A 25,649-nucleotide genomic window follows, 5' to 3' on the forward strand; every position below is an offset into this window, starting at 1 on the left:
GGCCGTCCGCGCCAGCGGCGTTGTCGGTGGGCTGCACTAGGCGGTTTCGTTTGGATCACCGAGCGGACCAGAGGAAGATGCCCGCGATGTGGAGTCCGGCCAGGTAGATGACCGCTGTCTTCTCGTAGCGGGTGGCGATCCCTCGCCACTGCTTCAGGCGGTTGATGCACCGCTCGACGGTATTGCGCTGCTTGTACGCGTCACGGTCGAAAGCGGGTGGCCTCCCACCGTGTCTGCCGCGACGCAGCCGGTGGCCGCGCTGATCCGCCCGGGTGGGGATCACTGCCCGGATGCCGCGCTGGCGTAGATGCTCGCGGATCGCACGTGAGGAGTACGCCTTGTCGGCCAGGACGACGTCCGGCCTGGTGCGAGGTCGTCCACGTCGGCGGGGAACGCGCAGACGGGCCATGACCTCGCCGAAGGCGGGTGCATCGCCGGCCTGGCCGGCCGTGAGGACGAAGGCCAGGGGCCGGCAGTCGCCGTCGGCCGCGAGGTGGATCTTCGTGGTCAGCCCGCCGCGGGACCGGCCGATGGCGTGGTCGGCCGGTTCTCCAGCCGGGGCCCCCTTTTGCGGGCCCCGGCAGCGTGCTGGTGTGCTCGCACGATCGTGGAGTCCACAGAGACGGCCCAGTTCAGGTCCTCGTCCGCGTCGGCCTGGGCTATGAGAGCGGTGAACACTCGCTCCCAGGTGCCGTCGACGGCCCACATACGCAGCCGGTTGTAGACGCCTCGCCAGTTGCCGTACTTCTCCGGAAGGTGCACCCACTGGGTTCCGGTCTGGAACTTGAAGGCGATCGCGTCGATCACCTCCCGATGGTCCCGCCACCGACCACCGCGCCTCGGCGTCCGGTCCGGGAGCAACGGCTCGATCCGCGCCCACTGCGCGTCAGTCAACGGCACACCCAGACCAACGACCGGCTGATCCAAACGAAACTGCCTAGTCTGCCTGGCATGGGATCAGCGCCTTCGGACTCACGCGCCGACCGCGCCGATGACGTGCTCGCCCTGGCCCGGCTCGCCGCGAAACCGCGGGCCGTGCGCGCCATCCTCGGCTGGCTGACGCGCCGTACGGGCGGCGTCGTCGCGCTGATCGGCACCGACGGCTCCGTGCTGGCCACGGCGCCGGACGGCCCCCCGCCCGACCCCGGGCACGGGGACGACCACGGGCATGGGGACGACCACGGGCACCGACACGGGCCCGCCGCCCGCGACGGCGCGGCGACCGAGCGTGCGCTGGGCGCCGCCGCGACCGCCGTCGTCGATCTGCACCGGCGCGGCACGCCCTCCGCCGTGTTGGCCGGCGGCGAGACCGGCGCGGCCGGGCCGCTGCACCTGGTCGCCCTCGGCCTGGAGGGCACGCCCGGCGAGGCTCCGTATCTGGCCGTCGTGGGTCCCACCGGCACGCCGCGGCAGCTCAGCGTGGTGCTCGCCGACGCCGCCCGGACGCTCGCGCTGTGCTGGCGGCTGGAGCAGGTCGAGCTCCACCGCCGACGGGTCGAGTTGGCCGAGGGGCACAGCCGCGAGGCCGTGCTGCACCTCCTGATGGTGGGCAGTGTGCCCGCCGCCCAGCGCATCGCCGGAGCGCTCGGTTCCGAGCTGCCCCCGCTCAACCGGGTGTACGTCATCGAGTGCCCGGGCTCGCGCAGGCGGGAGATCGCCCGGTGCATCACCCGCGCCACGCGCGGCCGGACGTGGATCGTCCCCTGTCCGGTGCGCCCCAACCATCTGATCGCGCTGGTCTCCACGGAGGCGGACGCGGAACCGACCCGCCGGCCGGAGACGACCCGCTGGCCGGACGCGAGCCAGCCGGCGGACGCGTCCCGGCCGACGGGCGCCCCCGGCGGCCGGGGCACCGACGGAGCGGGCGCCGCCGGCGCCGCCGAGTCGGGCGCGCCGGACGCGCCGGACGCGCCCCTCGACCGGCTGATCATCCAGCACATACCCGGCTGCCGGGTCGGGGTCAGCGCACCGGTCGCGCTGCGGGAGACACCGGTCGGCTACGAGCAGGCGTTCCACGCCCTGGCGGTGGCGCGCGGCGCACCCGAGGGGTGCGCGAGCTTCGGCCGGCACACCGACGTCAGCGCGCTGTCCACACCCGAGGGGCGGCTGTGGGCGGCTGAGTTCCTGGCTCCCTGTCTGCGCTACGAGCCGCCGCGCCGTGCCGACCCCGGGCCCCAGGAGCTGCTGGGCACCCTGGGCTCCTGGCTCAGCTTCGGCGGAGCGGCCAGCCGCCACCTCAAGATCCACCGCAATACGCTCGCCGCCCGGGTGCGCCAGCTCGACGAGTTGCTCGGCCGCGACGTCAGCCGGCGGCTCGCCGACCAGTCGGCCGCCTGGCTGGCGCTCCAGCTGCACGCCGGCGCGCACTGGCACCTCCCCGCCGGCCGCCCCGGACCGAGCACGCTGGACGCCGTGCTGACGACCCCGGCCGCCGCCCTGTGGGCCAAGGCCCAGCTACTCCCACTGGAGCAGTCAAAGGTCACCGCCGGGCCCGAGACGGTGGGCGCCTGGCTGCGCGCCGACGCCCGCCTCCCCGCCACCGCTGCCAGCCTCGGCATCTCACTGCCCGGCACCCGCAAGAGGCTGACCAGGGCGGAGGAGGCCCTGGGGCGCTCCCTGCTGCGCGCCCCGAGCGCCAAGTACGAGCTCTGGCTGGCGATGCGGGCGCTGCGGCGCGTCTGAGCCCGCCGCCGGCCGCCCGCCGCCACCTCCTGACCGAATGCCGCCGGGGACCCGGCCGATACGCCGCCGCGGCCCCGGCCGGGACGCCGCCACGACTCTCGACCGGAACGCCGCCGCGGTCCGCCACCGGCGCTTCGGTACGGGGCGGCCCCGGCCCCGTACGCCCCCGCACCCGCTCCCACGTCCGGTGACGGCGGCGTACCACACCGGTCCCGGCGATCACCGTTCGAATGACAACCGATGGCGGGTACCACTGTGCACAGTGTTCCTCGCGGTGCGGGGCCCGGCCGCCTAGCGTCCTGGGTACGCCCCGGCGGGCCGCCGCCCGAGTCGACCTCGCAACCTCCCTTGAGGGCCGTGCTGGATGCCCCCCATTCCGCGCGGCCACGACCAGCCGGCCCGCCGGGCGTTCTGTCCCCACCACCGGTGCCCAGCGCACCCGGCCCGTGGGTCATGGACGGCCGCGCGATCACGGGGGTATCGCGCGGCGGCTCTCCCTTCCGGCCCGCCCGCCCGCTGCCCGCACGACGGGCCGCGGGCGGCGGGCCGCGGCCACCGGCGGCCGCGCCCCCGCTCCCGCTACGAACCCACGATCGTGGTCAGGAACTCACCGGTCCACGCCAGCAGTTCGCGTCCCACCACCGGCTTGCCGCCCACGCGGGCGGTGGTCGGGCGCGGCACCAGGACCTGCTGGGTTGCGGGCTTGAGGACCGAGCGCGGGTGGAGCCGCTTCAGCCGCAGCTCCTGGGACTCGCGCAACTCCACCGGGCCGAAGCGGACGTTGGAGCCCTGGAGGGTGATGTCGGTGACGCCGCAGGCGCGGGCCAGCATCCGCAGCCCCGCCACCAGCAGCAGGTTCTCCACCGGTTCGGGCAGCTTGCCGTAGCGGTCGGTGAGCTCCTCGCGGACCGCCTTGATGTCCTCCTCACTGGTCGCCGAGGCGATGGCGCGGTAGGCATGGAGGCGGAGCTGCTCGCCGGGCGCGTAGTCGTGCGGGACGTGCGCGTCGACCGGAAGCTCGATCTTGACCTCCAGCGGGGCCTCCTCGGGCTCGCCGCCGGCCTCCAGGGAGGCGCGGTAGTCGGCGACGGCCTCGCCGACCATCCGCACGTACAGGTCGAAACCGACGCCCGCGATATGACCGGACTGCTCGCCGCCGAGCAGGTTGCCGGCGCCGCGGATCTCCAGGTCCTTCATCGCCACGTACATGCCCGCGCCCATCTCGGTGTGCTGGGCGATGGTCGCCAGCCGCTCGTGGGCGGTCTCGGTCAGCGGCTTCTCGGGCGGGTAGAGGAAGTAGGCGTAGCCGCGCTCCCGGCCACGGCCCACCCGGCCGCGCAACTGGTGGAGCTGGGAGAGGCCGAAGTTGTCGCCGCGCTCGACGATCAGGGTGTTGGCGTTGGAGATGTCGATGCCGGACTCGACGATGGTCGTCGACACCAGGACGTCGAACTTCTTCTCCCAGAAGTCGACGACGACCTGCTCCAGGGCGGTCTCCGACATCTGGCCGTGCGCGGTGGCGATCCGCGCCTCGGGCACCACCTCGCGCAGCCGGGCGGCCGCCCGGTCGATGGACTCGACGCGGTTGTGGATGTAGAAGACCTGGCCCTCGCGCAGCAGCTCGCGGCGGATGGCGGCGCCGATCTGCTTCTGCTCGTACGGGCCGACGAAGGTGAGCACCGGGTGGCGCTCCTCCGGCGGGGTGGTGATCGTCGACATCTCGCGGATGCCGGTGACCGCCATCTCCAGGGTGCGCGGGATGGGCGTGGCGGACATGGTCAGCACGTCGACGTTGGCGCGCAGCTTCTTCAGCTGCTCCTTGTGCTCGACGCCGAAGCGCTGCTCCTCGTCGACGATGACCAGGCCCAGGTCCTTGAATTTTGTCTCGGAGGAGAACAGCCGGTGGGTGCCGATGACGACGTCGACGGAGCCCTCGTGCAGCCCCTCCAGCACCGCCTTGGCCTCGGTGTCGGTCTGGAACCGGGAGAGCGCCTTCACCACGACCGGGAACTGGGAGTACCGCTCCGAGAAGGTGCCGAAGTGCTGCTGCACCAGCAGGGTCGTCGGCACCAGCACGGCGACCTGCTTGCCGTCCTGCACCGCCTTGAAGGCCGCGCGGACGGCGATCTCGGTCTTGCCGTAGCCGACGTCGCCGCAGATCAGCCGGTCCATCGGAACCGACTTCTCCATGTCCTCCTTGACCTCGGCGATGGTGGTGAGCTGGTCGGGCGTCTCCACGTACGGGAAGGCGTCCTCCAGCTCGCGCTGCCAGGGGGTGTCCGGGCCGAAGGTGTGGCCGGGGGCCGCCATCCGCGCGGAGTACAGCTTGATCAGGTCGGCGGCGATCTCCTTGACCGCCTTCTTGGCGCGCGCCTTGGTCTTGGTCCAGTCGGCGCCGCCGAGCCGGTGCAGGGTGGGCGCCTCGCCACCGACGTACTTGGTGACCTGCTCCAGCTGGTCGGTGGGGATGTAGAGCCGGTCGCCGGGCTGGCCGCGCTTGGCCGGGGCGTACTCGACCAGCAGATACTCGCGGGTGGCGCCCTGGACGGTGCGCTGCACCATCTCCAGGTAGCGGCCGACGCCGTGCTGCTCGTGGACGATGAAGTCGCCCGCCTGGAGGGTGAGCGGGTCGATGGTCTTGCGGCGCCGGGCCGGCATCCGCGCCGCGTCCTTGCCGGCGGCCTTCTGCCCGGACAGATCGGTCTCGGTGAGGACGGCGATCTTGCGGGCGGGGTCGACGAAGCCGTAGTCGATCGAGCCGCAGGCGACGTGGACGACCGCCTCGGTCAGGTCCTCGGCCCGGGCGACGTCCACGTCCAGCCGGGCCGGGACGCCCTCCCCGCCGAGCACCTCGACGGTGCGGGCCGCGGGGCCGTGGCCCTCGGTGACGTACATGACCCGCCAGCCGTCGGCGAGCCAGCCCTTGGTGTCGGCGACGGCGGCGGCGGTGTCGCCGCGGTAGGTGGTGGTCGGCTGCATGCCGAGCGTGAGGGTGTCCCCCGCCTCGTCAGCGGCCGACGTGAGCGTGAGCTCGGCGTCGGCGGCGAACGGCGAGATCGACCACCACATCATGTCCAGCTCGCGGGCCCGGTCCCGGACGTCGGCGATGCCCCACAGCGAGGCCGCGCCGAGGTCGATCGGGGCCTCGCCGCCGGAGGCCGAGGCCGCCCAGGACGCCTGGAGGAACTCCTGCGAGGTGGCGACGAGGTCGGCGGCGCGGGTGCGGACCCGCTCGGGGTCGCAGACGACGGCCATCGCGCCCTTGGGGAGCACGTCCAGCAGCAGCTCCATGTCGTCGACGAGGACGGGGGCGAGGGACTCCATACCCTCCACCGCGATGCCCTCGGCGATCTTCCCCAGCAGCTCGCCGAGCTCCGGGTGCGCCTCGGCGAGCTCAGCCGCCCGCGCCCGCACGTCCTCGGTCAGCAGCAGCTCACGGCAGGGCGGCGCCCACAGCCCGTGCTCGGCCACCTCCAGCGAGCGCTGGTCGGCGACCTTGAAGTAGCGGATCTCCTCGACGTCGTCGCCCCAGAACTCGACGCGGAGGGGGTGCTCCTCGGTGGGCGGGAAGACGTCGAGGATCCCGCCCCGGACGGCGAACTCGCCGCGCTTCTCGACCAGTTCCACCCGCGCGTACGCGGCGGCCGCGAGCCCGTCCACGACCTCTTCCAGGTCGGCCGTCTGCCCGGTCCGCAGGCTCACCGGCTCCAGCTCGCCCAACCCCTTGACCTGCGGCTGGAGCACGGAGCGCACGGGCGCGACCACCACCGAGACCGGCCCCGCCGTGGGGTCGTCCGGGCTGGGGTGGGCGAGCCGGCGCAGCACGGCCAGCCGCCGGCCCACAGTGTCCGAGCGCGGCGAGAGCCGCTCGTGCGGCAGCGTCTCCCACGCCGGATACTCCACCACCTCGTCGGCCGGCAGCAGCGAGCGCAGCGCCGCCGCCAGGTCCTCGGCCTCCCGCCCGGTCGCCGTCACGGCCAGCACCGGCCGTCCGGCCTCCCGCGCGAGCGCGGCCACCGCGAAGGGCCTCGCGGCCGGCGGGCCGACCAGGTCCACCTGCGTCCGATTGCCGTCTCCGGCGGCCCGCACCGCCTCGGCGAGCGCGGGATCCTTGATGACGGCGTCGAGCAGACCGTGCAGGCTCATGAGGCAGTTTCCGTCCCGGGGTGGACAACGCGAATCACCCGACACGTCACACGGGCCGGGGTCTCCCAGACTACGACGCCGAACCGATACCCGCGGCCGCAATCGCCCCTCCACAGAACAGCGAAGAAGTGTACACTTCTGTACATGAGTGACACGCTGTCGATGACCGAGGCCCGTGCCCACTTCGGCTCCCTGGTCCGCCGGGCCGCGCACGCGCGCGAGCGCATCACCATCACGGATCACGGCCAGCCCGCCGCGGTACTCATAAATCCCCAGGAACTGGCGGAACTGGAGGACGCGCTCGCGCTTGCCCGCTACCGCGAGCGCCAGTCCAGCGGGACGTCCGTCGCGGTCCCGCATGAAGAAGTCCGCACACGCCTCGGCCTGGGGCGTGGGTGAGCTACGAAATCGTTTGGGACGAGCACGCGATCGACGCCGCGACTCGCTTCCTCAAGGACGACCCTGACGGGCTGCAGCAGCTCTTCACCGCCATCGACCTCCTATCCGACAACCCACGCCCCGCCGGCTCCGCCGAATACGGCTCAGCCGACCTGCGCCGTATGCACGTCGGCCGATACCGGGTGTTATACGAGATCACCAACGCCTCCGTCACCATCGTGATCATCCACATCGGCCGCACCGGCTGAGTCGCACGGCACCGCACGTACTGCGTCCACGACTGCCGGATCATGGCATCGGGCCCGACACCTTCCCCGCGCGCCAGGCTCGACCTTCATACCTGCCACCAACGCCAACGCACCCGGCCCGGTGCGCTCCCCCGTGGGCGCACCGGGCCGGGCCTGTTTCTCCGGCCGGTCGGTCAGTGGTGGGTGGATCAGTCCGTGGCGATGGCCTTCAGGATGTTCATCCGGCCGGCCCGGAAGGCCGGGGCCAGGGCGGCGACCAGGCCGACCACGGCGGAGCCGAGGAAGACCGTGATGATCGTCGGCCACGGGATCTCGAGGGTCTTCAGACCCTCCAGGGCCAGCAGCTTCTGGGCGGTGGCGCCCCAGGCCATGCCCAGGCCGATGCCGAGCAGGGCACCGAAGAGGGCGATGACGACCGACTCCAGGCGGATCATGCGGCGCATCTGGCGGCGGGAGAGGCCGATGGCGCGCATCAGGCCGATCTCGCGGGTCCGCTCGACCACCGACAGGGCCAGGGTGTTCACCACACCCAGGATGGCGACGATGATCGCGAGGGCCAGCAGGCCGTAGACCAGGTTGAGCATCTGCCCGATCTGGTCCTCCATGAGCTTCTTGTAGTCGGTCTGGTCACGGACGTCGATCTGCGGGTTCGTCTTGAGCGCCTTCTTGAGCGAGGCGTACGCCGCCTCCTCCTGGCCGTCCTTGGCCTGGGCGAACATCATGATGCTGGTCGGGACCAGCTCGGCCGGCAGGTAGCGCTCGACGGTGGTGATGTTGGTGTAGAGCGCGCCCTTGTTGAACGAGGTGTCGTCGGAGGTGATGACGGTGACCTTGAGCTTGGCCGTCCTGCCGCCCTTGAAGGCGACGGTCAGGGTGTCGCCCTTCTTCACCTTGTGGTCCTCGGCGAAGCCCTCGTTGACCGACATGGCGTTCGGGCCGTAGGCGTCGGAGAGCGTGCCCTCGACGACGGGGGTGCGCAGGTCCTCGGCGAACGACGGGTTGGCGGCGGCCAGGTCCTTGGTGCTGGTCTTGCCGTCCGGCGTGGTGATCTTGGCCTTCTCGATCTCCTTCAGGTTGGTGACGCTTTTCAGACCCTTAGCCTGGCGCACCGCCTTCTCGACCGCCGGCGTGATCTGCTGATTGAAGTCGCTGTGCTGGATGATGAAGTCCGCCCCCACCGACTTGTCCAGCTCGTCGCTGGCCGAGGCGACCATCGAGGAGCCGACCACCGACAGGCACGCGACCAGCGCCAGGCCGATCATCAGGGCGGAGCCGGTGGCGCCGGTGCGGCGAGGGTTGCGCAGGGCGTTGCGCTCGGCCATGCGGCCGACCGGGCCGAAGGCGCGGAGCACCACCACGGAGACCGCGCGGACCACGACCCCGGCCAGCAGCGGGCCGATGACGATGAAGCCGACGAGGGTGAGCAGAATGCCCAGACCCAGGAACATCGAGCCGTCGGCGGCCTTGTCCGCGCCCGCGGCCATCGCCAGGGCGGCGGCGCCGGCGGCCGTGACCAGCAGACCGATCGCGCCGCGGATGCGGCCGGCCTTGGCGTCGACGGGCATGCCCGCCTCACGCAGCGCGGCCATCGGCGAGATCTTCCCGGCCCGGCGGGCGGGGATGTAGGCGGCGAACACCGTGACGACGATGCCGATGGTCAGGCCGACGATCGGGGTGGTGGCCTTCACGGTCAGCTCGTCGGTGTCCAGCTCCAGACCCGCGCCGGCCATGAGCTTCATCAGGCCGACGGCCAGGCCGACGCCGCCGAGGACGCCCAGGACGGAGCCGACGACGCCGAGCAGCAGCGCCTCGACGAGCACCGAGCGGTTGATCTGCTTGCGGCTGGAGCCGATGGCGCGCATCAGCCCGATCTCCCGGGTGCGCTGGGCGACCAGCATGGAGAAGGTGTTGACGATGAGGAAGATGCCGACGAGGACGGCGATCCCGGCGAAGCCGAGCATCGCGTACTTCATGATGTCGAGGAACTCGCCGACGTCCTCACGGTTCTCGTCGGCCGTCTCCGCCTTCGTCTGCACCTTGAGGCCGGTGCCGAACTCGGCGACGACGTTCTTCTTCAGCTGCTCGTTGCTGACGCCGGGGGCGGCGGTCAGGGAGATGCTGGTGTAGGCGTCCTTGACGCCGAGCACGCGCTCCTGCGCGGTCTTGTCGTCCAGGAGGACCAGGGTGGAGCCGGGGTTGGTCACCGTGAAGGTGACGATGCCGACGATCTTGGCCTTGAAGTCGCCCGGGACGGCGATGATGCGCAGCTCGTCGCCGATCTTCAGCTTCTTCTTGTCGGCGGTGTCGGAGTCCAGCAGCACCTCGGTCGGACCGCGCGGTGCGTGACCGGAGGTCAGCTCGACAGCCCGCTGCTCCTTCTCGTCCCAGTTGGCGACGATGGTGGGGGCGCCGGAGCTCGGGCCGATCTTCTCGTCGTTCTTGTCGACGACGGTGGCGGAGGTGCTGGTGGCCTCGCCGTGGGCGGACTTCACGCCCTTGACCCGCTGGAGCTCCGCCACCTTGGCGGCGGGCAGGGTCACCGGGACGCGGGTCCGCTGGACCTCGTCCCCGCTCGGCGCGTTCTTCGGGGAGACGGTGACGTCCGGCGAGGTGGCCGCGAACAGCTTGTCGAAGGTGGCGTTGGTGGTGTCGGTGAAGACGAGCGTGCCGCACACGAACGCCACCGACAGCAGGACGGCGATGGCGGAGAGCGCCATGCGGCCCTTGTGCGCGAGGAAGTTGCGCAGCGAGGTCTTGAGGACGGTCACGACACCCGCCCGCGCGCGTCGAAGCTCTTCATGCGGTCCAGGACCTGGTCGGCGGTCGGGTGGTGCATCTCGTCGACGATCTTCCCGTCGGCCAGGTACAGCACGCGGTTGGCGTACGAGGCCGCGACCGGGTCGTGGGTCACCATGACGATGGTCTGCCCGAGCTCGTCGACCGAGCGGCGCAGGAAGCCGAGGACCTCGGCGCCGGCGCGCGAGTCCAGGTTTCCGGTCGGCTCGTCACCGAAGATGATCTCGGGGCGGGCGGCCAGGGCACGGGCCACGGCGACACGCTGCTGCTGACCGCCGGAGAGCTGGTTGGGGCGGTGCTTGAGCCGGCCGCCGAGGCCGACGGTCTCCACCACCCGGTCCAGCCAGGCGCGGTCCGGCTTGCGACCGGCGATGTCCATCGGCAGCGTGATGTTCTCGATGGCGTTGAGCGTGGGCAGCAGGTTGAACGCCTGGAAGATGAAGCCGATGCGGTCCCGGCGCAGTTGGGTGAGCTTCTTGTCCTTGAGCCCGGTGATCTCGGTCTCGTCGATGTAGATGTGCCCCGAGGTGACGGTGTCCAGGCCGGCGAGGCAGTGCATGAGCGTGGACTTGCCGGAGCCGGAGGGGCCCATGATGGCGGTGAACTGACCGCGGGCTATGTCCACGTCCACGTGGTCGAGGGCGACGACCCGGGTCTCCCCGGAGCCGTAGGCCTTCACCACCTGGCGGGCCCGGGCGGCCACAGCCGTATGTCCTCCGCTGCCCCCGGTCTTGGGAATCGATACAGCCGTCGTCACGGTCCTTCTCCTCAGTAGGTTCTGTGGCGATCGTCCTGCCGTGACGATCACCTACATCAGCGTGCGGTACGGGGGGTCGGTGCCGCGATGGGGCTTGGCTCCGTATTCACGGTGGGGCTAGCCCCACCCCCCAGGTCGTGTCTTCCGTAAGCCCTCCGTAAAGACGCAGGACCACACTAAGGAGCCGGAACCCCCCTGATCGTCCTCCGCCGGGACGAACCGCGGGTAGGAGCTGAGCCGGTGGATCCCCTAGGGGGTTACGACTTACGGCGTACCTCCGCCTCGGGGTCGACCCTGCACCCTTCCGTAACGTCAGGCGCAAGTCACCGCGGCTCCACGGCGCCGGCCGCGGCGGACGCGCTTCCCTCCACGGACCCCCGCATGGAATCGTGAGCCCTACATCAATCAGTGAAGGGGGCAGGCTCGGTGGGTGGCATCGCAGGGCGTCGGACGGATGCGGACCCGGTACCTCCGATACCCGAGGCGACCGCCTTACCCCGCTCCTCCGACCCCCGCCGCCCCGTCGTCGCGGCCCTCATGCTGGCGATGGCGCTCGTCGCGCTCGACGCCACGATCATCTCGACCGCGGTCCCCCAGATCGTCGGCGACCTCGGCGGCTTCTCCGTCTTCTCCTGGCTGTTCTCCGGCTATCTGCTCGCCGTGACCGTCACACTCCCGGTGTACGGCAAGCTCTCCGACACCTTCGGCCGCAAGCCGGTGCTCGTCTTCGGCATCGCGCTCTTCCTCGTCGGCTCGCTGCTCTGCGCCGGCGCCTGGGACATGGCCTCCCTCATCGCCTTCCGCGTCGTCCAGGGGCTCGGCGGCGGCGCCATCCAGGGCACCGTGCAGACCATCGCCGGCGACCTCTACGGCCTCAAAGGACGCCCCAAGATCCAGGCCCGGCTCTCCACCGTGTGGGCGGTGTCCTCGGTGGCGGGCCCGGCCGTCGGCGGCGCGCTGGCCGGCTACACCAGCTGGCGCTGGATCTTCCTGATCAACCTCCCGGTCGGCGCCCTCGCGCTCTGGCTGATCATGCGTCATCTGCACGAACCCGCCCGGCCGACGCGCGAGCGCCCCCGCGTCGACTGGGCCGGCGCCCTCGCCATCTTCGCCACCGGCGGACTGCTGCTGACCGCGCTGGTCCAGGGCGGGGTCGCCTGGGACTGGCTGTCGGCCCCGTCGCTGGCGATGCTCGGCGGCGCCGCGGTGTGCGCGGCGGCGACCGTGCTGATCGAACGCCGCGCCGCCGAGCCGATCATCCCGGGCTGGGTCTGGCGCCGCCGCACGATCGTGGCGGCCAACCTCGCGCTCGGCGCGCTGGGACTGGTGATCATCGCACCGAGCGTCTTCCTGCCCACCTACGCCCAGTCCGTCCTCGGCCTCGGCCCCGTCGCGGCCGGCCTGGTGCTCTCCGTCATGACGCTGAGCTGGCCGATCTCCGCGGCGCTCAGCAACCGCGTCTACAACCGGATCGGCTTCCGACGCTGCGCCATCCTCGGCATCTCGGGCGCGGCGCTGACCCTCTTCGCCTTCCCGTTCCTCCCCTACCCCGGCGCCGCCTGGCAGCCCGCGCTGCTGATGCTGGTGCTCGGCGCGGCGCTCGGCCTGTTCCAACTGCCGCTGATCGTCGGCGTGCAGTCGTCCGTCGGCTGGGAGGAGCGCGGGACGGCGACCGCCTCCATCTTCTTCTGCCGCCAGGTCGGGCAGAGCGTCGGCGCGGCGCTCTTCGGCGCCATCGCCAACGCCACCCTCACCGACCGGCTCGCCGACGCGCCCGCCGAGATCCGCCCCGGCCTCCCGGACGACCTGGACTCCGTGTCCCACGCCCTGGAGCACCCGGAAGGGCTCACCGACCAGGCCGCGGAGTATCTGCGGCGCGCGGTGGACACCGCCGTCGACCACGTGTACGTGGGCTCCGCGGCCGCCGCCGCGGCGGCGGTGCTGGTGCTCTTCTTCGTGGCCCCACGGGTCTTCCCGATCCGGGAGGACGACGAAGAAGGCGGGACAGCGGAACGGGCGCGGGACGGCGAGGCCGAGTAACCCCACACGGCGCGCGTCGCCGCGCTCGCCGGCCGCCCGGCCGCCCGGCCGCCCGGCCGCCCGGCCGCCGACAGCGGCGGAGGGGTGCTCGACGTCGTGCGCCGCCTCGACGGCTCCGACCGGAGCCGGCCGGAGCCGACCGGAGCCGGCCGCCTCGGACGCGCCCGACCTCCGCGGCCGGCGCACCCGGACCGCGACGTCCCGCGCCACCTCAGCACCATCGGCGCCGAGCCCGACGCCGAACACGACGCCGACGCGTACGACATGACCGCGGACGAGGAGACCGCGGAGGTGCACGATCCGCAACCGACCGGGCGTCCGAGCTCGTCCCGGGAGGCGGCCCGGCGCCCCTGAGCGACCGGGCCGGGCTGAGTCGCCGCGCCGGACCCGGGCCTATTCGCCCGCCCGGCCCCGGGACTGTTCGTTCGGGCCGGCCCGGCCTATTCGCCGGACGGGCCCCCGGGCCTATTCGCCGGACGGGCCGCGCTTGGCCGGGCCCGGGACCCGGCCCGTCGGAGGCGGGGTGGGCCGTTCGACCACGACGGTCTCCTCGTTGTCGGGGTCGGGGACGGCGGCGAGCTCGGGATCGGGGGTGGGCGGTCGCCCGGTGAGGGAGGCCAGGCTGTTGCGCACGTGATCCAGATGGGACTTGAGCTCGTCGCGACGCGCGGTGTGCTCGCGCAGCGCCCGCTCCGTGTCGCGCTCCACCCGCTCCTGACGGATCCGCGCCTGGGCGATCAGCTCCGCCCCGCGCGCCTCGGCCTCCTCCTGCTGATAGCGCGCCGCGTCCCCGGCCGTCGCGTGCGCCCGCTCCGCGTCGGCCAGCCGCATCCGCGCGTACTCCTCCAGCTCCGCGATCCTGGCGTCCATCGCCGCCTCCTGCCCGGCGACCTCCCGGCTCACCGCCTCCCACCGCTCGTTCAACTCCCGCTCCTGCTCGGCGAGGACCGCCGCGGAGCGCTCCCGCGCCTGCCGCAGCTCCGCCAGCGCCGCGCCACGCCACTCCTTGGCGTCCTGACGCGAGGCCACCCGCAGCTGGTGCACGATCTCCTGCGCCGCCTCCAGGGCCTGCCGCTCCCACTCCTGGGCCTCGGCCCGGAGCCGGTCGGCCTCCTCCCGCGCGGCGTCCCGGATGGCGCGGGCGGCCGCCTCGGCCGACTCCCGCGTGCGGTCCGCCACCGCCCGCGCCTGGCCCCGCAGGTCGGCGGTCTCCTGCTCGACCGTCAGCAGGATCAGCCGGGCCCGGTCCCCCAACGTCTCGTACGTCTGCGGGCCGAGCTGCGCGACGACCTCACGCAGCCGCTCCGCCTCCGCGGTCATCTCGTTGACCAGGACGGTCAGCCGCGCGGCGCGCTCCCAGGCCGCGTCGCGCACCTCCGACACTGCGGTCACATAGCGGTCGACCTGCTCGGGACGGTAGCCACGGCCCCGTCCGACGGCAGAGAACCCATGAGGTGACACCGACGGACTCATCCTTCGACCCCTTTGGTACGGCCGGCACGGCGATAGGCGGTACGGCGATAGGCGGTACGGCAGCTACAGGTACAGCAGGTACGGCGCACATCTTGGTAGATCACAGCGAACCGCTCATAACGCGACACTCCGCTTATCTCTCCGGTGTCTCTCCTCCACTCCTCCGGTCAAGGATGCGTCATTTGATGTCAGAAGTCGGAATCGGAATCCGGACGACCGACAACTGACGACCGACGGCTGACGACCGACCACTAGCGACCGGCGACCGGCGACCGATCACCGACCACGGACCACCGACGAGAGACGACGGAGGCCGGAAACGGCGAGGCGCCCGGCCGAATCCATCGGCCGAGCGCCCCGCACCCTTCACATCCGTCACATCACCGCGTCAGAGCAGGCCGTCCCACATCTGCTCCAGCAGCACCGACCACCAGTTGTCCGGCGCGGACAGCGCCGCCGGGTCGAGCGCGGCGAGCTGCGCCTGGAAGTCGACGGTCCAACGGCCCGCCTGCTCCGGCGTCAACCCGTACCGCAGCCGCCACATCCGTCCGAGCAGCCCCATGCAGCGCACGAACTCCGGCAGACCGGTGTTCACGAACTGCGGCGGCACGGGCTGACCGCCCGGGCCCGCCTCCAGCGGCACCGCCACGATGTGCGCCGTGCCGTACTGCACGCACAGCTGACGGCCGAAATCGCTCCCCATCACCAGATACGAACCGGCGTCGACCGCGGGCTGCACGCCCCGCTCCGCCGCCAACTCCGCGAGCGTGGGCACCGGGCGGCCCGGCTGCGCCTGGGCCCAGAAGAACGGGCCGAAGTCCAGCGGGAGCCCCGCCCACACCAGCGTCTGCGCGACCACGTCCGGGACCCCCATCCGGGAGACCGCCCGCTGGTCGAAGCGGAACACGCCCTGCGGACCGAACGCCTGCATCAGCTCCTGCGCCAACGCCTCCGCCGGGGCGGGAGGCACCCGCTGCACCTGGTTGGGGTGCGGCAGCGGCACCCGGTTCGGCGCCGGCCGCGCCGGCCCGTCCGCGACCTGGTGCAGCTCGCCCTGGTGCTCGATGAGATGGCGCACGCCCTGCTGCCGGGTGGCGTGGTCGCGCCCGTACGCGGCGGTGTGGCTGATCCGCACCTGCGGCCAGGTCTCACGGATCATGCGCGCGCAGTAGCCGCCGGGCAGATCGCACGACTCCAACTCCGTGTGCAGCTCCAGCACCTGCTGCGGCGGGACGTTCATCGCGCGCAGCTCGTGCAGGATCTGCCACTCCGGGTGCGGCGTGCCGGGCGCCGAACGACGGATCACCTGCTGCTCCGAGCCGTCCTGCGCGCGGTAGCGCAGCACCGCCATGTAGCCCGGCCCCACGGTCGGCAGACCGGTCGGCGCCTGCGGGTGGCCGTACGGCGGCTGCCCCGCCCCGCCCCCGGGCGGCGGGGTGGCGCCGGGACCCGGCGGGGCCATGCCCGGTACGCCCGGTCCACCGGGCCCGCCGGGAGCACCCGGAACACCGGGAGCGGCGGGCGCGCCGGGCACCCCGGAGGCTCCCGCCAGCATCGTCGCGGCGGCATGCACGCCACCGGGCGCGCCGGGCGCGCCGGGCGGCAGCGGACCCGTCGGGCCCGGGGCACCGGGGACACCGGGGCCGGCGGCACCGGGAACGCCGGGCGGCAGCGGGCCGGACGGGGCCGGGGCACCGGGAGCACCGGGCACGCCAGGCTGGCCCGGGACCCCGGGCGCGGCAGGCACCCCCGGAGCGCCGGGGGCGGCCGGCACGCCGGGCGGGCCCGCGAGCATGGTGGCGGCCGCGTGGACGACCCCCGGCGCGCCGGGAGCGGCCGGCGCGGGAACGCCAGGGGCGGCGGGGACACCGGGACCGCCGGGGGCACCGGGCTGACCGGGCGGCAGCGGCCCCGGCTGACCGGGCACACCGGGCGGCGGGACGCCGGGGCCGGCGGCACCGGGCACGCCCGGGGCGCCCGGCGCACCGGGCTGGCCCGGGGCGCCGGGAGCGCCCGGACCACCGGCGCCCTCCGGGCCGAGCGCCGAGACGAGCTGCGTCGGCACATAACCGCCCCCGGGGGCACCCGGCGCACCCGGGCCCGACGGCGGGGGCACGGGCGCCGCCGACGGCCCCGGCACACCCGGCGGCGGGGGCGGGAGCGGAGGCGGGGTCGGCGCGCCCCCGACGGGCGCCGTACCGGCCGCGGAGCCGGCGAGGTCGCCGGCGCCCTGCAGCGACAGGTCGAGCGCGGGCGCGACGGTGGTGGGCGGCAGCGCGCTGCCGCTGGACATCAGCTCGGTCTTGGCTTCGGGCCGGACGCCCGGCGGCGGGGTGTCCTCGTCGTCGGAGCCCGCCAGCGGCGGCGCGAAGACCGTGGCCGGCGGCACCACCGAGAACGCGACGTCGTCCGCGACCGAGTTCGCCTGCGCCCACGGCATCCCGCCGGACGACGGCGCCGCGGCGGCCGCCCCCGGTGCGCCGCCCGGCGCGGACGGCCCGCCCGGCGCCTCGTACGGAGCCGGCGCGGGCGTGGCCCAGGGGCCACCCGCGGGCTGACCGGAGGCGGGCTGAGCGCTCGGGGACGGCGGGCCGGCCGGGCCGACGCCCGGCTGACCGGACCGTCCGTCGGTGCCCTGCGCGGGCGCCGCCCACACGTCGGCCCCCGCGGACTGACCGGTGCCGGCACCCGCGTCGGCGGGGACGGCGTCCGCCGGCGCCGCCACGGCACCGGACACCGGCCCCGAGCCCGCCGGAGCGGCCGAGCTCGCCCCGCCCGACGTGCTCCCCGACCGCCGGTCCGGAATGCCCATCGCGTCGGCCGCGTCCTGGAGCCACTGCGGCGGGGTCAGCAGGAAGGAGGTGGCGTTGAGGTCGACGCGCTGCGGCGGGGTCTCGGCGGGAGCCGGCTCGGCCTCGTCCGCCGTGCCGTACTCCTCCTCGTAGCGCCGGATGACCTCGCCCACCGGCAGCGCCGGCCACAGCGTGGTCTCACCGCTGTCGCGGGCGATGACCAACCGGACGCCGTCGGAACCGGAGTCGGAGACCGGCCCGCCCTCACGGTCCTCGGCCCAGGCGACGAAGCCCAGGTCGAACTCGCGGACCCGCACCTCACGTTGCTGGTAACCGGGCACCTCGCCGTTGATCCACAGCTCGGCGCGCTCCTGCGCCTGCGCGAACGTCACCATCGCGGTCACCCCTCCACCGGAACGGCGTACGCGAAGCCGCCGTCCACCATCAGATGCGCCACGGTCTCCAGCTCCGGCGGATTGCCGGCGAGCCGCAGCAGGAAGGCGTCGAAGTCGTCCCCGCAGGGCAGCAGCAGCCGCTCCACGCGGTCCTGCACCGTCCAGCCGTCCTGGTCACGCGCGTCGTCGTACGCGCAGAACCACACCGAGCCGATCGCGTCACCCTTCACCTTGACCGCGATCACCCCGCCCTGGACGAAGCAGACGCCCAGGAAGTCCTTGGTGAAGTGGTCGCGCAGACACTTGTTGACGTAGACCAGGTCGTTGACGGCCGCCTCGTCGCGGACGGTGAAGAACGGCTGGTCCACCAGCAGCCCCAACTCGGGGTCGAGCGCGGCGCCGACGGGCGCGCAGCCGCCGGCCGCCTTGAGGAAGGCGCGATAGGGCGCGGGCAGCCGGTAGCCGAGGTCCTCCTCGACGCCCAGCACCTGCTCCTCGGTGACCGACAACCCGCGCTTGGGCAGCCCGAAGTGGACCGGGCGGGTCTCCTGGAGCGGGCGGGTGCCCCGCTTGTCCTGGTCCACGGTGGCGGTCGCGAGCCCGCCATGGTGCCGCAGCAGCGCCTTGATCTCGACCGGAACCAGCTCCAGCCGGCGGGTGCCGGCGACGTGGTGCCAGGTCCAGCCGTGCGGGGTGGCCACGGAGGACAGCCCGTCCCAGAGTTCGTGGCCGGCGGCGTGCAGCGCGGCGTTGGCCGAGACGAAGTCGGTCAGCCGCAACTCGTCGACGCCGAACCCCTCGGGCGGTTCGGCGATTTCGGCCGCTGCCCGAGCATAGGGCGAGAAGTCCGGAAAGCCGTTTTCGTCCACCCGGACCCCTCTGGGGTGACGGGCGGCCCGCACCGGGTCCGGGAAGTGCACGACCTGCCCGGCGTAGGCCGTGTTCGGTGGCGCGGCATGCTGCCCGAGCCGACCTGTCGTCATGGCGGTTGCCCCCTGCTGCTGCTGGCTACTACGGACAGACTATGCGGTGCCGTCCACGGGGAGCCCGGGCCGGTCACCGGCCCGCGCCGCCCGCACACCGCCGCTGAGCACCGGGCACCCACCCTCACCACGCCCCGCGCGAAGACGCGCACGAGACCCACCCGACTTCCACACCGCCCGTCCCATTTGGCAGTCTGACCCCCTCAACAGGGGGATTGCGCGTGGATCGCGTGGATCGCGCGGGGAGGGAACACAACAGCATGGGCATCACGGAGGGTCGCGGCACCGAGGCCGTACCCACGGCGGCCGTCGAGACGGCCCCGGGGGCCGCGCCGGGCCGGGGCGGCACCCCGGTCAGACGGACCGCCACCACGGGACCCGCACGGCCCGTCCCTCCGGGGCGCACGCCCACACCCGCCGCACCGCCACCGGCCACCGCGCCACCCGCCCCCGGATCCGGCGACCCCCGGCTCGCCTGGGGCGGCGGAACCGACCTCGTCACCGGAGTCCCACCCCTGCGGCACCGCCGCGACGGCATCCTGCCCGCCGTCGGCGCCGCACTCTCCGTCCGCGGCGAGACCCTCACCTGCACCGCCGGCAAGTCCGACCAGCCACCCACCCTGCACCCGCTCGTCCAGGACTTCTTCGACACCCTGCCGACCGGGCAGCGCGAGCGCTTCACCGGACGCTGCCCCGAGGCGATCCTGCTCTCCCGCCACCTGACGACGGCCGAGGGCTCCCGCAGTAAACGCGCCTCCCGAAAACCGCTCTCCCCCAACGAGGCGCGCCGCTCGCTCAAACACGCGAAGATCACCGCCCGCCACATCCGCGAGGACGGCGACCCCAGGCACGGCAGCTACGCTCCCCCTTGCCGCTCCTGCACGGCGCTGCTGGCCCACTTCGGTGTCCGCGTCATCGCCGGTCCGGCCGCCGCGTCCGACCACGGCAGCGGCGACGGCAACGGCACGGACAGGGGCTGATCCATGCGAGCGTTCGACCGTACGGCGGCCACCCGCTTCCCCGCCCCCGTCGACGCCGCCCTGCGCGAGGCGGGCTGGCAACCGGGACGCTGGGACATACGACAGGCCGAGGTGTGGGCCGACGCACTCCGCGCGCACACCTCACCGGCCGGACACCGACACACCGTCTTCCCTGCGGCCGTCGAGGCCTGGGCGGAGTTCGGGGCCCTGCGCGTCCAGCCACCGACCGGCGGCCGACAGATCGCGCCCACCCCCTTCCTGATCGACCCCCTCACCGGCCTGCACCTCGCCCGCACCCTCAGCGACCTGGGGCGGGCCCTGGGCACCGAGATGTGCCCCCTGGGCGAGGAAGCGGACGGACAGGCCCTGCTCGCCATCGACGCCGAAGGCCGCGTCTACAGCCTCGACCACAGCGGCGACTGGTTCCTGGGCCCGGACCTCGACACCGCCCTGGCGACCCTGATCACCGGCGTCCAGCCACCCCGACTGCCCCGCGGATAACCCCCGCGCGGGACCGGGCACGCCCCGGCGCCCCCACCCGACCACCGGCCCCGCACCCCACCCGCACCACCGGAGACCGGCCGCGCCCCTCCCGACACCGCGCGCCCCGACACAGGCACACCAGGGTGACCGCCGGCCCGGAAAGGCCGGCCGGCGGTACGGCCCCGCGCCGACCGACCGCGCCGCACCGGACTCCGCCGCATCACCGACACACCGCCCAGCGCGGCGACGACGCGGGAACGCGCGGCCAATCGCACCGTCGACACACCGTTCGGCGCCCCGGCGGGGAGACGGCGAGGACGCGACCCGGCGACGGCGCGACCCGGCGAGGACGCGACCCGGCGAGGACGCCAGGACGCGACGGCGCGGGCGACAGCCCGGCCGTCGCACCGTGCCCGCGCTACACCGACCTCGCCTCGTCCGGCTCCGCCACCCGCTCCGCGGACGGGGCACGCTCCGCGCGGGCCGCACGGTCGGGAATCACGGCCGAGACCCGGAAGCCGCCGGCGTCCGTGGGGCCGGAGACGAAGCCACCACCCAGCGTGGTGACACGTTCCTTCATGCCGACCAGCCCATTGCCGCCGCTGGGGAGACCCGCGTCGGCGGCCGCGCGGTCCGAGGGACCGTTCTCGACCAGGACGGCGACCTCCGAGACCCGACGGGCGAGCCGCACCCGCGCCTCGGCGCCCGGAGCGTGCTTGTGCACGTTGGTGAGCGCCTCCTGAACCACCCGGTAGGCCGTCTGCTCGACCCGCGGCGCGTACTGCCGCTCATCGCCCTCCAGAGACAGCTCGACGACCATCCCCGCCATCCGGGACTGCCCGACCAACGCCTCCACCCCGTCCAACCGGGGCCCGCCAGCAGCCTCCTCGGCGGCGGCCGAGGCGGCCGCCGCCACCGAGGCCAGCGGGGCCGGCTCGTCCCGGCGAGCGGCCGAGGACTCGGCCGGCCCCTCGTCGGCACGCAGCACCCCGAGCATCGTGCGCAGCTCCGTGAGGGCCTGCCGACCCATGTCGCCGACGAGCGCGGCGTTCCTCGACGCCTTCTCGGGATCCTTGAGGGCCACCGCCTGGAGGGCCGCGGCGTGCACCACCATCAGGCTGACCCGGTGCGCCACCACGTCGTGCATCTCACGCGCGATGCGGGTGCGCTCCTCCTTGCGGGCCCACTCCGCGCGCTCCGCCGCGCGGTCCGCCAGCAGCGACAGCTCGCGCTCCAGGCCGTCGGCCCGCTCCCGCAGGCTCTCCACCAGCCGGCGCCGGGCGCCCACGTACAGGCCCAGCAGCACCGGTGGGGCGGTCAGGCCCACCGCCATGAGGACGGAGACCAGCGGGGGCACCCACATCGGCGGGGCGTAGTCCTCGCGCGCCATGTCCCGCTGGAAGCCGACCATCGTGATGATCAGCGTGCCCGTCACGGACATACCGGCCAGCACCGCCGTGATCTTGCGCGGCACCTCCGAGGCGGCCAGCGTGTACAGGCCCACCACCCCGAGGACGAAGCCCATCTCCACGGGGGTGATGGCGATGGAGATCAGCACGATCGCTATCGGCCAGCGCCGGCGCAGCACCAACGTCGAGCCGATGACCAGACCGAGCAGGGCGCCCAGCGCGGCCGGCAGCCGGACCTCGTCCGCGAAGGAGGCGCCTTCGATGGCGCACTCGACCGCCGATATCAGGGCCAACGCGACATCGAGGACCACGCTCCGCCGCCGCGACCACCACCACAATCCCCCGGGCGCGCCCCGCGCGTCCGACTCGACGGTTTCCCCCGTTGCGCTCATAGCCACCAGCGTACGGGGGGTCGCCACCGGTTTTCCGGTGCGCGCGCCCGGGTGTGACGGGTGCCGACGCGAGCGAAACCCGAGCCTTCACTCGAACTGGTGAATGGGTCAGGTTTTCGAGAGGGGCACACACCCGGACGACCAGACTGCCGTCATGGTTCAGGCCAAAACAGAGATGCGCGCCCGCGCCCGGGAGCTGCGACGGGCGGGCAGGACCTACGACGAGATCGTCGCGGAGCTGGGCGTGGCGAAGAGCTCGGTGTCGCTGTGGGTGCGCGACCTGCCGAAGCCGCAGAAGACCGCGGAGCAGATGCACACCATGCGCGAGGCCCGCTGGGCACCGCACCGACGAACCCAGGCGATCAAGCGCGCCCGGACGAAGCTGTCGGCGGCGAACGAGATCGGCGCGATGACGGACCGGGAGCTGTTCCTGGTCGGGGTGGGGCTCTACTGGTCGGAGGGCGGGAAGAGCAAGCCGTACCGGACGACGGAATGCGTCGCCTTCGTCAACAGCGATCCGAGCATGATCCAGGTGTACCTGGCCTGGCTCGCACTGCTCGACGTCGGATGTGAACGCCTGCGCTTCCGAGTGATGATCCACGAGTCGGCCGATGTCGCCGCCGCGGAGCGCTATTGGGCGGATCTGGTCGGCATCAAGGTCTCCGCCCTCGACAAGACGACCCTCAAGAGGCACAACCCGAAAACGGTCCGGAAGAACGTCGGGGAGGGCTACCACGGCTGTCTGGTGGTGCGGGTTCTCGGCAGCGCGGACCTGTACCGTCGCATCGAAGGCTGGTGGTACGGCATAGTGGTGGGAGCTCAGTCGACTACCTGATCAGGTGTCCGGTTTGGGCTACTTTGCAATCCGCCGTGGTGTAATAGGCAGCACTGGGTCTTTTGGTGTCCTCAGTCCGGGTTCGAGTCCTGGCGGCGGAGCTCAAAGTTCGAATGCACGGGTCCTGACCACCCAGGTCAGGACCCGCCCGCGTTCCCTCTTCGATACCTGTCGGTATCCTGCGGGTGTCCACCCCCGAAGCCGAAGGGCACACCCGTGAGCGCCAACCGCCCGGCAGCCGTCGTCGTCCTCGCAGCGGGTGAGGGCACCCGCATGAAGTCGTCGACCCCCAAGGTCCTGCACGCCATCTGCGGCCGGTCTCTCGTCGGTCATGTGGTCGCCGCCGCCCGGGCGCTCGACCCCGAGCACCTCGTCGTGGTCGTCGGTCACGCCCGCGAGCAGGTCGCCGGCCACCTCGCCGAGACCGAGGCGGATGTGCGCACCGCCGTCCAGCACGAGCAGAACGGCACCGGTCACGCGGTCCGTATGGGCCTGGAGGAGCTGGGTCGGGACGGCGTCGCCCTCGACGGCACCGTGATCGTCGTCTGCGGCGACACCCCGCTGCTGACCGGCGAGACCCTCACCGCCCTGGCCGCCACGCACGCCACCGACGGCAACGCCGTGACCGTGCTGACCGCCGAGGTCCCCGACGCCACCGGCTACGGGCGCATCGTCCGGGCCGCCGACGGCGCGGTCACCGCGATCGTGGAGCACAAGGACGCCACCGACGCGCAGCGCGCCATCCGTGAGATCAACTCCGGGGTCTTCGCCTTCGACGGCCAGCTGCTGGTCGACGCCCTCGGCAAGGTGCGCACCGACAACAGCCAGGGTGAGGAGTACCTCACCGATGTGCTGGGCATCCTGCGTGAGGCCGGGCACCGGGTGGGTGCCTCGGTCGCCGCGGACCACCGCGAGATCGCCGGTATCAACAACCGGGTGCAGCTGGCCGAGGCCCGTCGGATGCTGAACGAGCGGCTGCTGCGGCGGGCCATGCTCGACGGCGTGACCGTGGTGGATCCGGCGACCACCTGGGTGGATGTCACCGTCACCTTCGAGCCGGACGCGCTGATCCAGCCGGGCACCCAGCTGCTGGGGGCCACCCATGTCGCCGCTCGTGCCGAGGTGGGCCCGAACTCCCGGCTGACCGACACGACGGTCGGCGAGGGGGCCACGGTCGGTTTCTCGGTCACCGACGGGGCCGAGGTGGGCCCGGGCGCGAGTGTCGGTCCGTACGCCTATCTGCGGCCCGGGACGAGGCTCGGCAGCAAGTCCAAGGCCGGCACCTTCGTGGAGATGAAGAAGGCCGATCTCGGCGCCGGCTCCAAGGTGCCGCACCTGTCGTATGTGGGTGACGCGACCATCGGCGAGCAGAGCAACATCGGTGCCGCCAGCGTCTTCGTGAACTACGACGGGGTGGCCAAGCACCACACCACCATCGGCAGTCACTGCCGTACCGGCTCGGACAACATGTTTGTGGCTCCGGTCACGATCGGGGATGGCGCCTACACCGCCGCCGGCTCGGTCATCACCAAGGACGTGCCCCCGGGTTCGCTCGCTGTCGCCCGCGGCCAGCAGCGGAATATCGAGGGCTGGGTGGCTCGCAAGCGTCCCGGCAGCGCCGCCGCCGAGGCCGCTCAGGCCGCCCTTCAGGAGGACGAAGGCGACAAGTGACATGTGCGCGGACACTCCGAGCGGGGCGTACCGTTAAGAGGCGCGTCAAGCACGCATCGATAGCACATGCAGTGAAATCCAAGGAGACTGTGCTGTGACCGGGATCAAGACGACCGGCGAGAAGAAGCTGATGCTCTTCTCCGGCCGCGCCCACCCCGAGCTGGCCGAGGAGGTCGCGCACGAGTTGGGCGTCCACCTGGTCCCGACCAAGGTGTTCGACTTCGCCAACGGCGAGATCTACGTCCGTTACCAGGAGTCGGCGCGTGGCGCGGACTGCTTCCTGATCCAGAGCCACACCACTCCGATCAACAAGTGGATCATGGAGCAGCTGATCATGATCGATGCTCTGAAGCGGGCCTCGGCCCGGAGCATCACCGTGGTCATCCCCTCCTATGGCTACGCCCGTCAGGACAAGAAGCACCGTGGCCGTGAGCCGATCTCGGCGCGTCTGATCGCCGATCTCCTGAAGACCGCGGGTGCGGACCGGATCGTCACCGTCGATCTGCACACCGACCAGATCCAGGGCTTCTTCGACGGTCCGGTGGACCACCTGTTCGCGCTGCCGGTGCTGGCCGACTACGTGGGTTCGAAGGTCGACCGCTCCAAGCTCACCGTGGTGTCTCCGGACGCGGGCCGGGTGCGGGTCGCCGACCGCTGGTGCGACCGTCTGGACGCTCCGCTGGCGATCGTGCACAAGCGTCGCGACAAGGACGTGGCCAACCAGGTGACCGTCCACGAGGTGGTCGGTGACGTGAAGGGCCGCGTCTGCGTCCTGGTCGACGACATGATCGACACCGGTGGCACCATCTGCGCCGCCGCCGAGGCGCTGTTCGAGAACGGTGCCGCGGATGTGATCGTGACCGCCACGCACGGCATCCTCTCCGGGCCGGCCGCGGACCGGCTGAAGAACTCCAAGGTGAGCGAGTTCGTGTTCACCAACACCCTGCCGACGCCGGGTGAGCTGGAGCTGGACAAGATCACCGTGCTGTCGATCGCGCCGACCATCGCCCGCGCGGTGCGCGAGGTCTTCGAGGACGGCTCGGTCACCAGCCTGTTCGACGACTGAGGTCGCCCGCGTGTCCGGTTTACGGATCGCCGCTCGTCTCCCGCTGAGGCCACCCCGGACACGGGGTGGCCTCAGCCGTTTTCGGTGGAGGGGCGGCCTTCG

Annotated in this window: 18 protein-coding genes and 1 tRNA gene; 11 read left to right on the plus strand and 8 right to left on the minus strand. The window is 72.8% G+C overall.

The features are described from left to right. Window positions 1-55: 55 nt before the first annotated feature. A protein-coding gene (locus LRS74_RS12020) for an IS5 family transposase (RefSeq protein WP_277738995.1) occupies window positions 56-927 on the minus strand; the annotation gives its coding sequence in 2 pieces (ribosomal slippage) (window positions 56-567 and window positions 567-927; 873 coding nt in all). A gap of 24 nt (window positions 928-951) precedes the next feature. On the opposite strand from LRS74_RS12020, the gene LRS74_RS12025 reads away from it, so the two are divergent. After that, complete coding sequence (locus tag LRS74_RS12025) at window positions 952-2,682, plus strand: helix-turn-helix domain-containing protein (protein WP_277741002.1); 1,731 nt, start codon at window positions 952-954, stop codon at window positions 2,680-2,682. Window positions 2,683-3,261: 579 nt separating this feature from the next. Here the strand turns inward: LRS74_RS12025 and mfd are convergent. Beyond that, window positions 3,262-6,828, minus strand: a complete 3,567-nt coding sequence (mfd, locus tag LRS74_RS12030; protein ID WP_277741003.1) for a transcription-repair coupling factor — start codon at window positions 6,826-6,828, stop codon at window positions 3,262-3,264. A 144-nt stretch (window positions 6,829-6,972) separates the two neighbouring features. On the opposite strand from mfd, the gene LRS74_RS12035 reads away from it, so the two are divergent. Together LRS74_RS12035 and LRS74_RS12040 are read left to right on the plus strand one after the other, a co-directional pair. Continuing rightward, window positions 6,973-7,227, plus strand: a complete 255-nt coding sequence (locus tag LRS74_RS12035; protein ID WP_277741004.1) for a type II toxin-antitoxin system Phd/YefM family antitoxin — start codon at window positions 6,973-6,975, stop codon at window positions 7,225-7,227. After that, window positions 7,224-7,475 (plus strand): type II toxin-antitoxin system RelE/ParE family toxin, encoded by a 252-nt coding sequence (locus tag LRS74_RS12040; RefSeq protein WP_277741005.1) that lies wholly within the window; start codon window positions 7,224-7,226, stop codon window positions 7,473-7,475. Before LRS74_RS12035 ends, LRS74_RS12040 begins: the two co-directional genes overlap by 4 nt. A gap of 188 nt (window positions 7,476-7,663) precedes the next feature. Here LRS74_RS12040 and LRS74_RS12045 read toward each other — a convergent pair whose 3' ends face one another. After that, entirely contained in the window at window positions 7,664-10,243 is a 2,580-nt protein-coding gene (locus LRS74_RS12045) for an ABC transporter permease (RefSeq protein ID WP_277741006.1), read from the minus strand. Beyond that, the gene (locus tag LRS74_RS12050) at window positions 10,240-11,028 is read right to left on the minus strand and encodes an ABC transporter ATP-binding protein (RefSeq protein WP_277741007.1); all 789 of its coding nucleotides are present in this window, start codon (window positions 11,026-11,028) and stop codon (window positions 10,240-10,242) included. The genes LRS74_RS12045 and LRS74_RS12050 overlap by 4 nt, the downstream gene beginning before the upstream one ends. Before the next feature lie 474 nt (window positions 11,029-11,502). Here LRS74_RS12050 and LRS74_RS12055 point away from each other — a divergent pair, with 474 nt between their 5' ends. Together LRS74_RS12055 and LRS74_RS12060 are read left to right on the plus strand one after the other, a co-directional pair. After that, a complete protein-coding gene (locus tag LRS74_RS12055; RefSeq protein ID WP_277744718.1) occupies window positions 11,503-13,068 on the plus strand; it encodes an MDR family MFS transporter in 1,566 nt (521 codons plus the stop codon). 84 nt (window positions 13,069-13,152) lie between these two features. After that, window positions 13,153-13,422, plus strand: coding sequence for a hypothetical protein (locus tag LRS74_RS12060; protein ID WP_277741008.1), 270 nt, complete (start codon window positions 13,153-13,155; stop codon window positions 13,420-13,422). 111 nt (window positions 13,423-13,533) lie between these two features. Here LRS74_RS12060 and LRS74_RS12065 read toward each other — a convergent pair whose 3' ends face one another. From LRS74_RS12065 to LRS74_RS12075, 3 genes are all read right to left on the minus strand, one after another. Continuing rightward, on the minus strand, window positions 13,534-14,529 hold the full coding sequence (locus LRS74_RS12065) for a cellulose-binding protein (RefSeq protein ID WP_347178126.1): 996 nt from the start codon (window positions 14,527-14,529) through the stop codon (window positions 13,534-13,536). A 400-nt stretch (window positions 14,530-14,929) separates the two neighbouring features. Next, entirely contained in the window at window positions 14,930-17,728 is a 2,799-nt protein-coding gene (locus tag LRS74_RS12070; RefSeq protein ID WP_277741010.1) for an SUKH-4 family immunity protein, read from the minus strand. A 5-nt stretch (window positions 17,729-17,733) separates the two neighbouring features. After that, window positions 17,734-18,711 carry an SMI1/KNR4 family protein gene (locus LRS74_RS12075; protein ID WP_277741011.1) on the minus strand — a complete coding sequence of 326 codons (978 nt, stop codon included), beginning with the start codon at window positions 18,709-18,711 and terminating at the stop codon, window positions 17,734-17,736. Window positions 18,712-18,971: 260 nt separating this feature from the next. Between LRS74_RS12075 and LRS74_RS12080 the strand changes: the two genes are divergently transcribed. Together LRS74_RS12080 and LRS74_RS12085 are read left to right on the plus strand one after the other, a co-directional pair. Then, window positions 18,972-19,691: a YwqJ-related putative deaminase gene (locus LRS74_RS12080; protein ID WP_277741012.1), complete on the plus strand. Its 720-nt coding sequence runs from the start codon at window positions 18,972-18,974 to the stop codon at window positions 19,689-19,691. Window positions 19,692-19,694: 3 nt separating this feature from the next. Continuing rightward, complete coding sequence (locus tag LRS74_RS12085; RefSeq protein ID WP_277741013.1) at window positions 19,695-20,192, plus strand: SUKH-3 domain-containing protein; 498 nt, start codon at window positions 19,695-19,697, stop codon at window positions 20,190-20,192. Between the two features lie 400 nt (window positions 20,193-20,592). On the opposite strand, the gene LRS74_RS12090 is transcribed toward LRS74_RS12085, so the two are convergent. Further along, the gene (locus LRS74_RS12090) at window positions 20,593-21,975 is read right to left on the minus strand and encodes a histidine kinase (RefSeq protein ID WP_277741014.1); all 1,383 of its coding nucleotides are present in this window, start codon (window positions 21,973-21,975) and stop codon (window positions 20,593-20,595) included. Window positions 21,976-22,129: 154 nt separating this feature from the next. Here LRS74_RS12090 and LRS74_RS12095 point away from each other — a divergent pair, with 154 nt between their 5' ends. From LRS74_RS12095 to LRS74_RS12110, 4 genes are all read left to right on the plus strand, one after another. Further along, window positions 22,130-22,810 carry a hypothetical protein gene (locus LRS74_RS12095; protein WP_277741015.1) on the plus strand — a complete coding sequence of 227 codons (681 nt, stop codon included), beginning with the start codon at window positions 22,130-22,132 and terminating at the stop codon, window positions 22,808-22,810. Between the two features lie 29 nt (window positions 22,811-22,839). Then, window positions 22,840-22,911 (plus strand) — tRNA-Gln (locus tag LRS74_RS12100). A 115-nt stretch (window positions 22,912-23,026) separates the two neighbouring features. Beyond that, window positions 23,027-24,481, plus strand: coding sequence for a bifunctional UDP-N-acetylglucosamine diphosphorylase/glucosamine-1-phosphate N-acetyltransferase GlmU (gene glmU / locus LRS74_RS12105; RefSeq protein WP_277741016.1), 1,455 nt, complete (start codon window positions 23,027-23,029; stop codon window positions 24,479-24,481). A gap of 94 nt (window positions 24,482-24,575) precedes the next feature. Next, the gene (locus LRS74_RS12110) at window positions 24,576-25,547 is read left to right on the plus strand and encodes a ribose-phosphate diphosphokinase (RefSeq protein WP_144381224.1); all 972 of its coding nucleotides are present in this window, start codon (window positions 24,576-24,578) and stop codon (window positions 25,545-25,547) included. The last annotated feature ends 102 nt before the right edge of the window (window positions 25,548-25,649 follow it).

It is taken from the genome of Streptomyces sp. LX-29 (assembly GCF_029541745.1).
Lineage (GTDB): Bacteria > Actinomycetota > Actinomycetes > Streptomycetales > Streptomycetaceae > Streptomyces.

Coding starts and splice junctions, on each gene's coding strand:
- LRS74_RS12085 (WP_277741013.1), top strand. CDS start 19,695: ATGCGAGCGTTCGACCGTACGGCGGCCACCCGCTTCCCCGCCCCCGTC.
- LRS74_RS12090 (WP_277741014.1), bottom strand. CDS start 21,975: ATGAGCGCAACGGGGGAAACCGTCGAGTCGGACGCGCGGGGCGCGCCC.
- LRS74_RS12070 (WP_277741010.1), bottom strand. CDS start 17,728: ATGGTGACGTTCGCGCAGGCGCAGGAGCGCGCCGAGCTGTGGATCAAC.
- mfd (WP_277741003.1), bottom strand. CDS start 6,828: ATGAGCCTGCACGGTCTGCTCGACGCCGTCATCAAGGATCCCGCGCTC.
- LRS74_RS12095 (WP_277741015.1), top strand. CDS start 22,130: ATGGTTCAGGCCAAAACAGAGATGCGCGCCCGCGCCCGGGAGCTGCGA.
- LRS74_RS12025 (WP_277741002.1), top strand. CDS start 952: ATGGGATCAGCGCCTTCGGACTCACGCGCCGACCGCGCCGATGACGTG.
- LRS74_RS12075 (WP_277741011.1), bottom strand. CDS start 18,711: ATGACGACAGGTCGGCTCGGGCAGCATGCCGCGCCACCGAACACGGCC.
- LRS74_RS12080 (WP_277741012.1), top strand. CDS start 18,972: ATGGGCATCACGGAGGGTCGCGGCACCGAGGCCGTACCCACGGCGGCC.
- LRS74_RS12035 (WP_277741004.1), top strand. CDS start 6,973: ATGAGTGACACGCTGTCGATGACCGAGGCCCGTGCCCACTTCGGCTCC.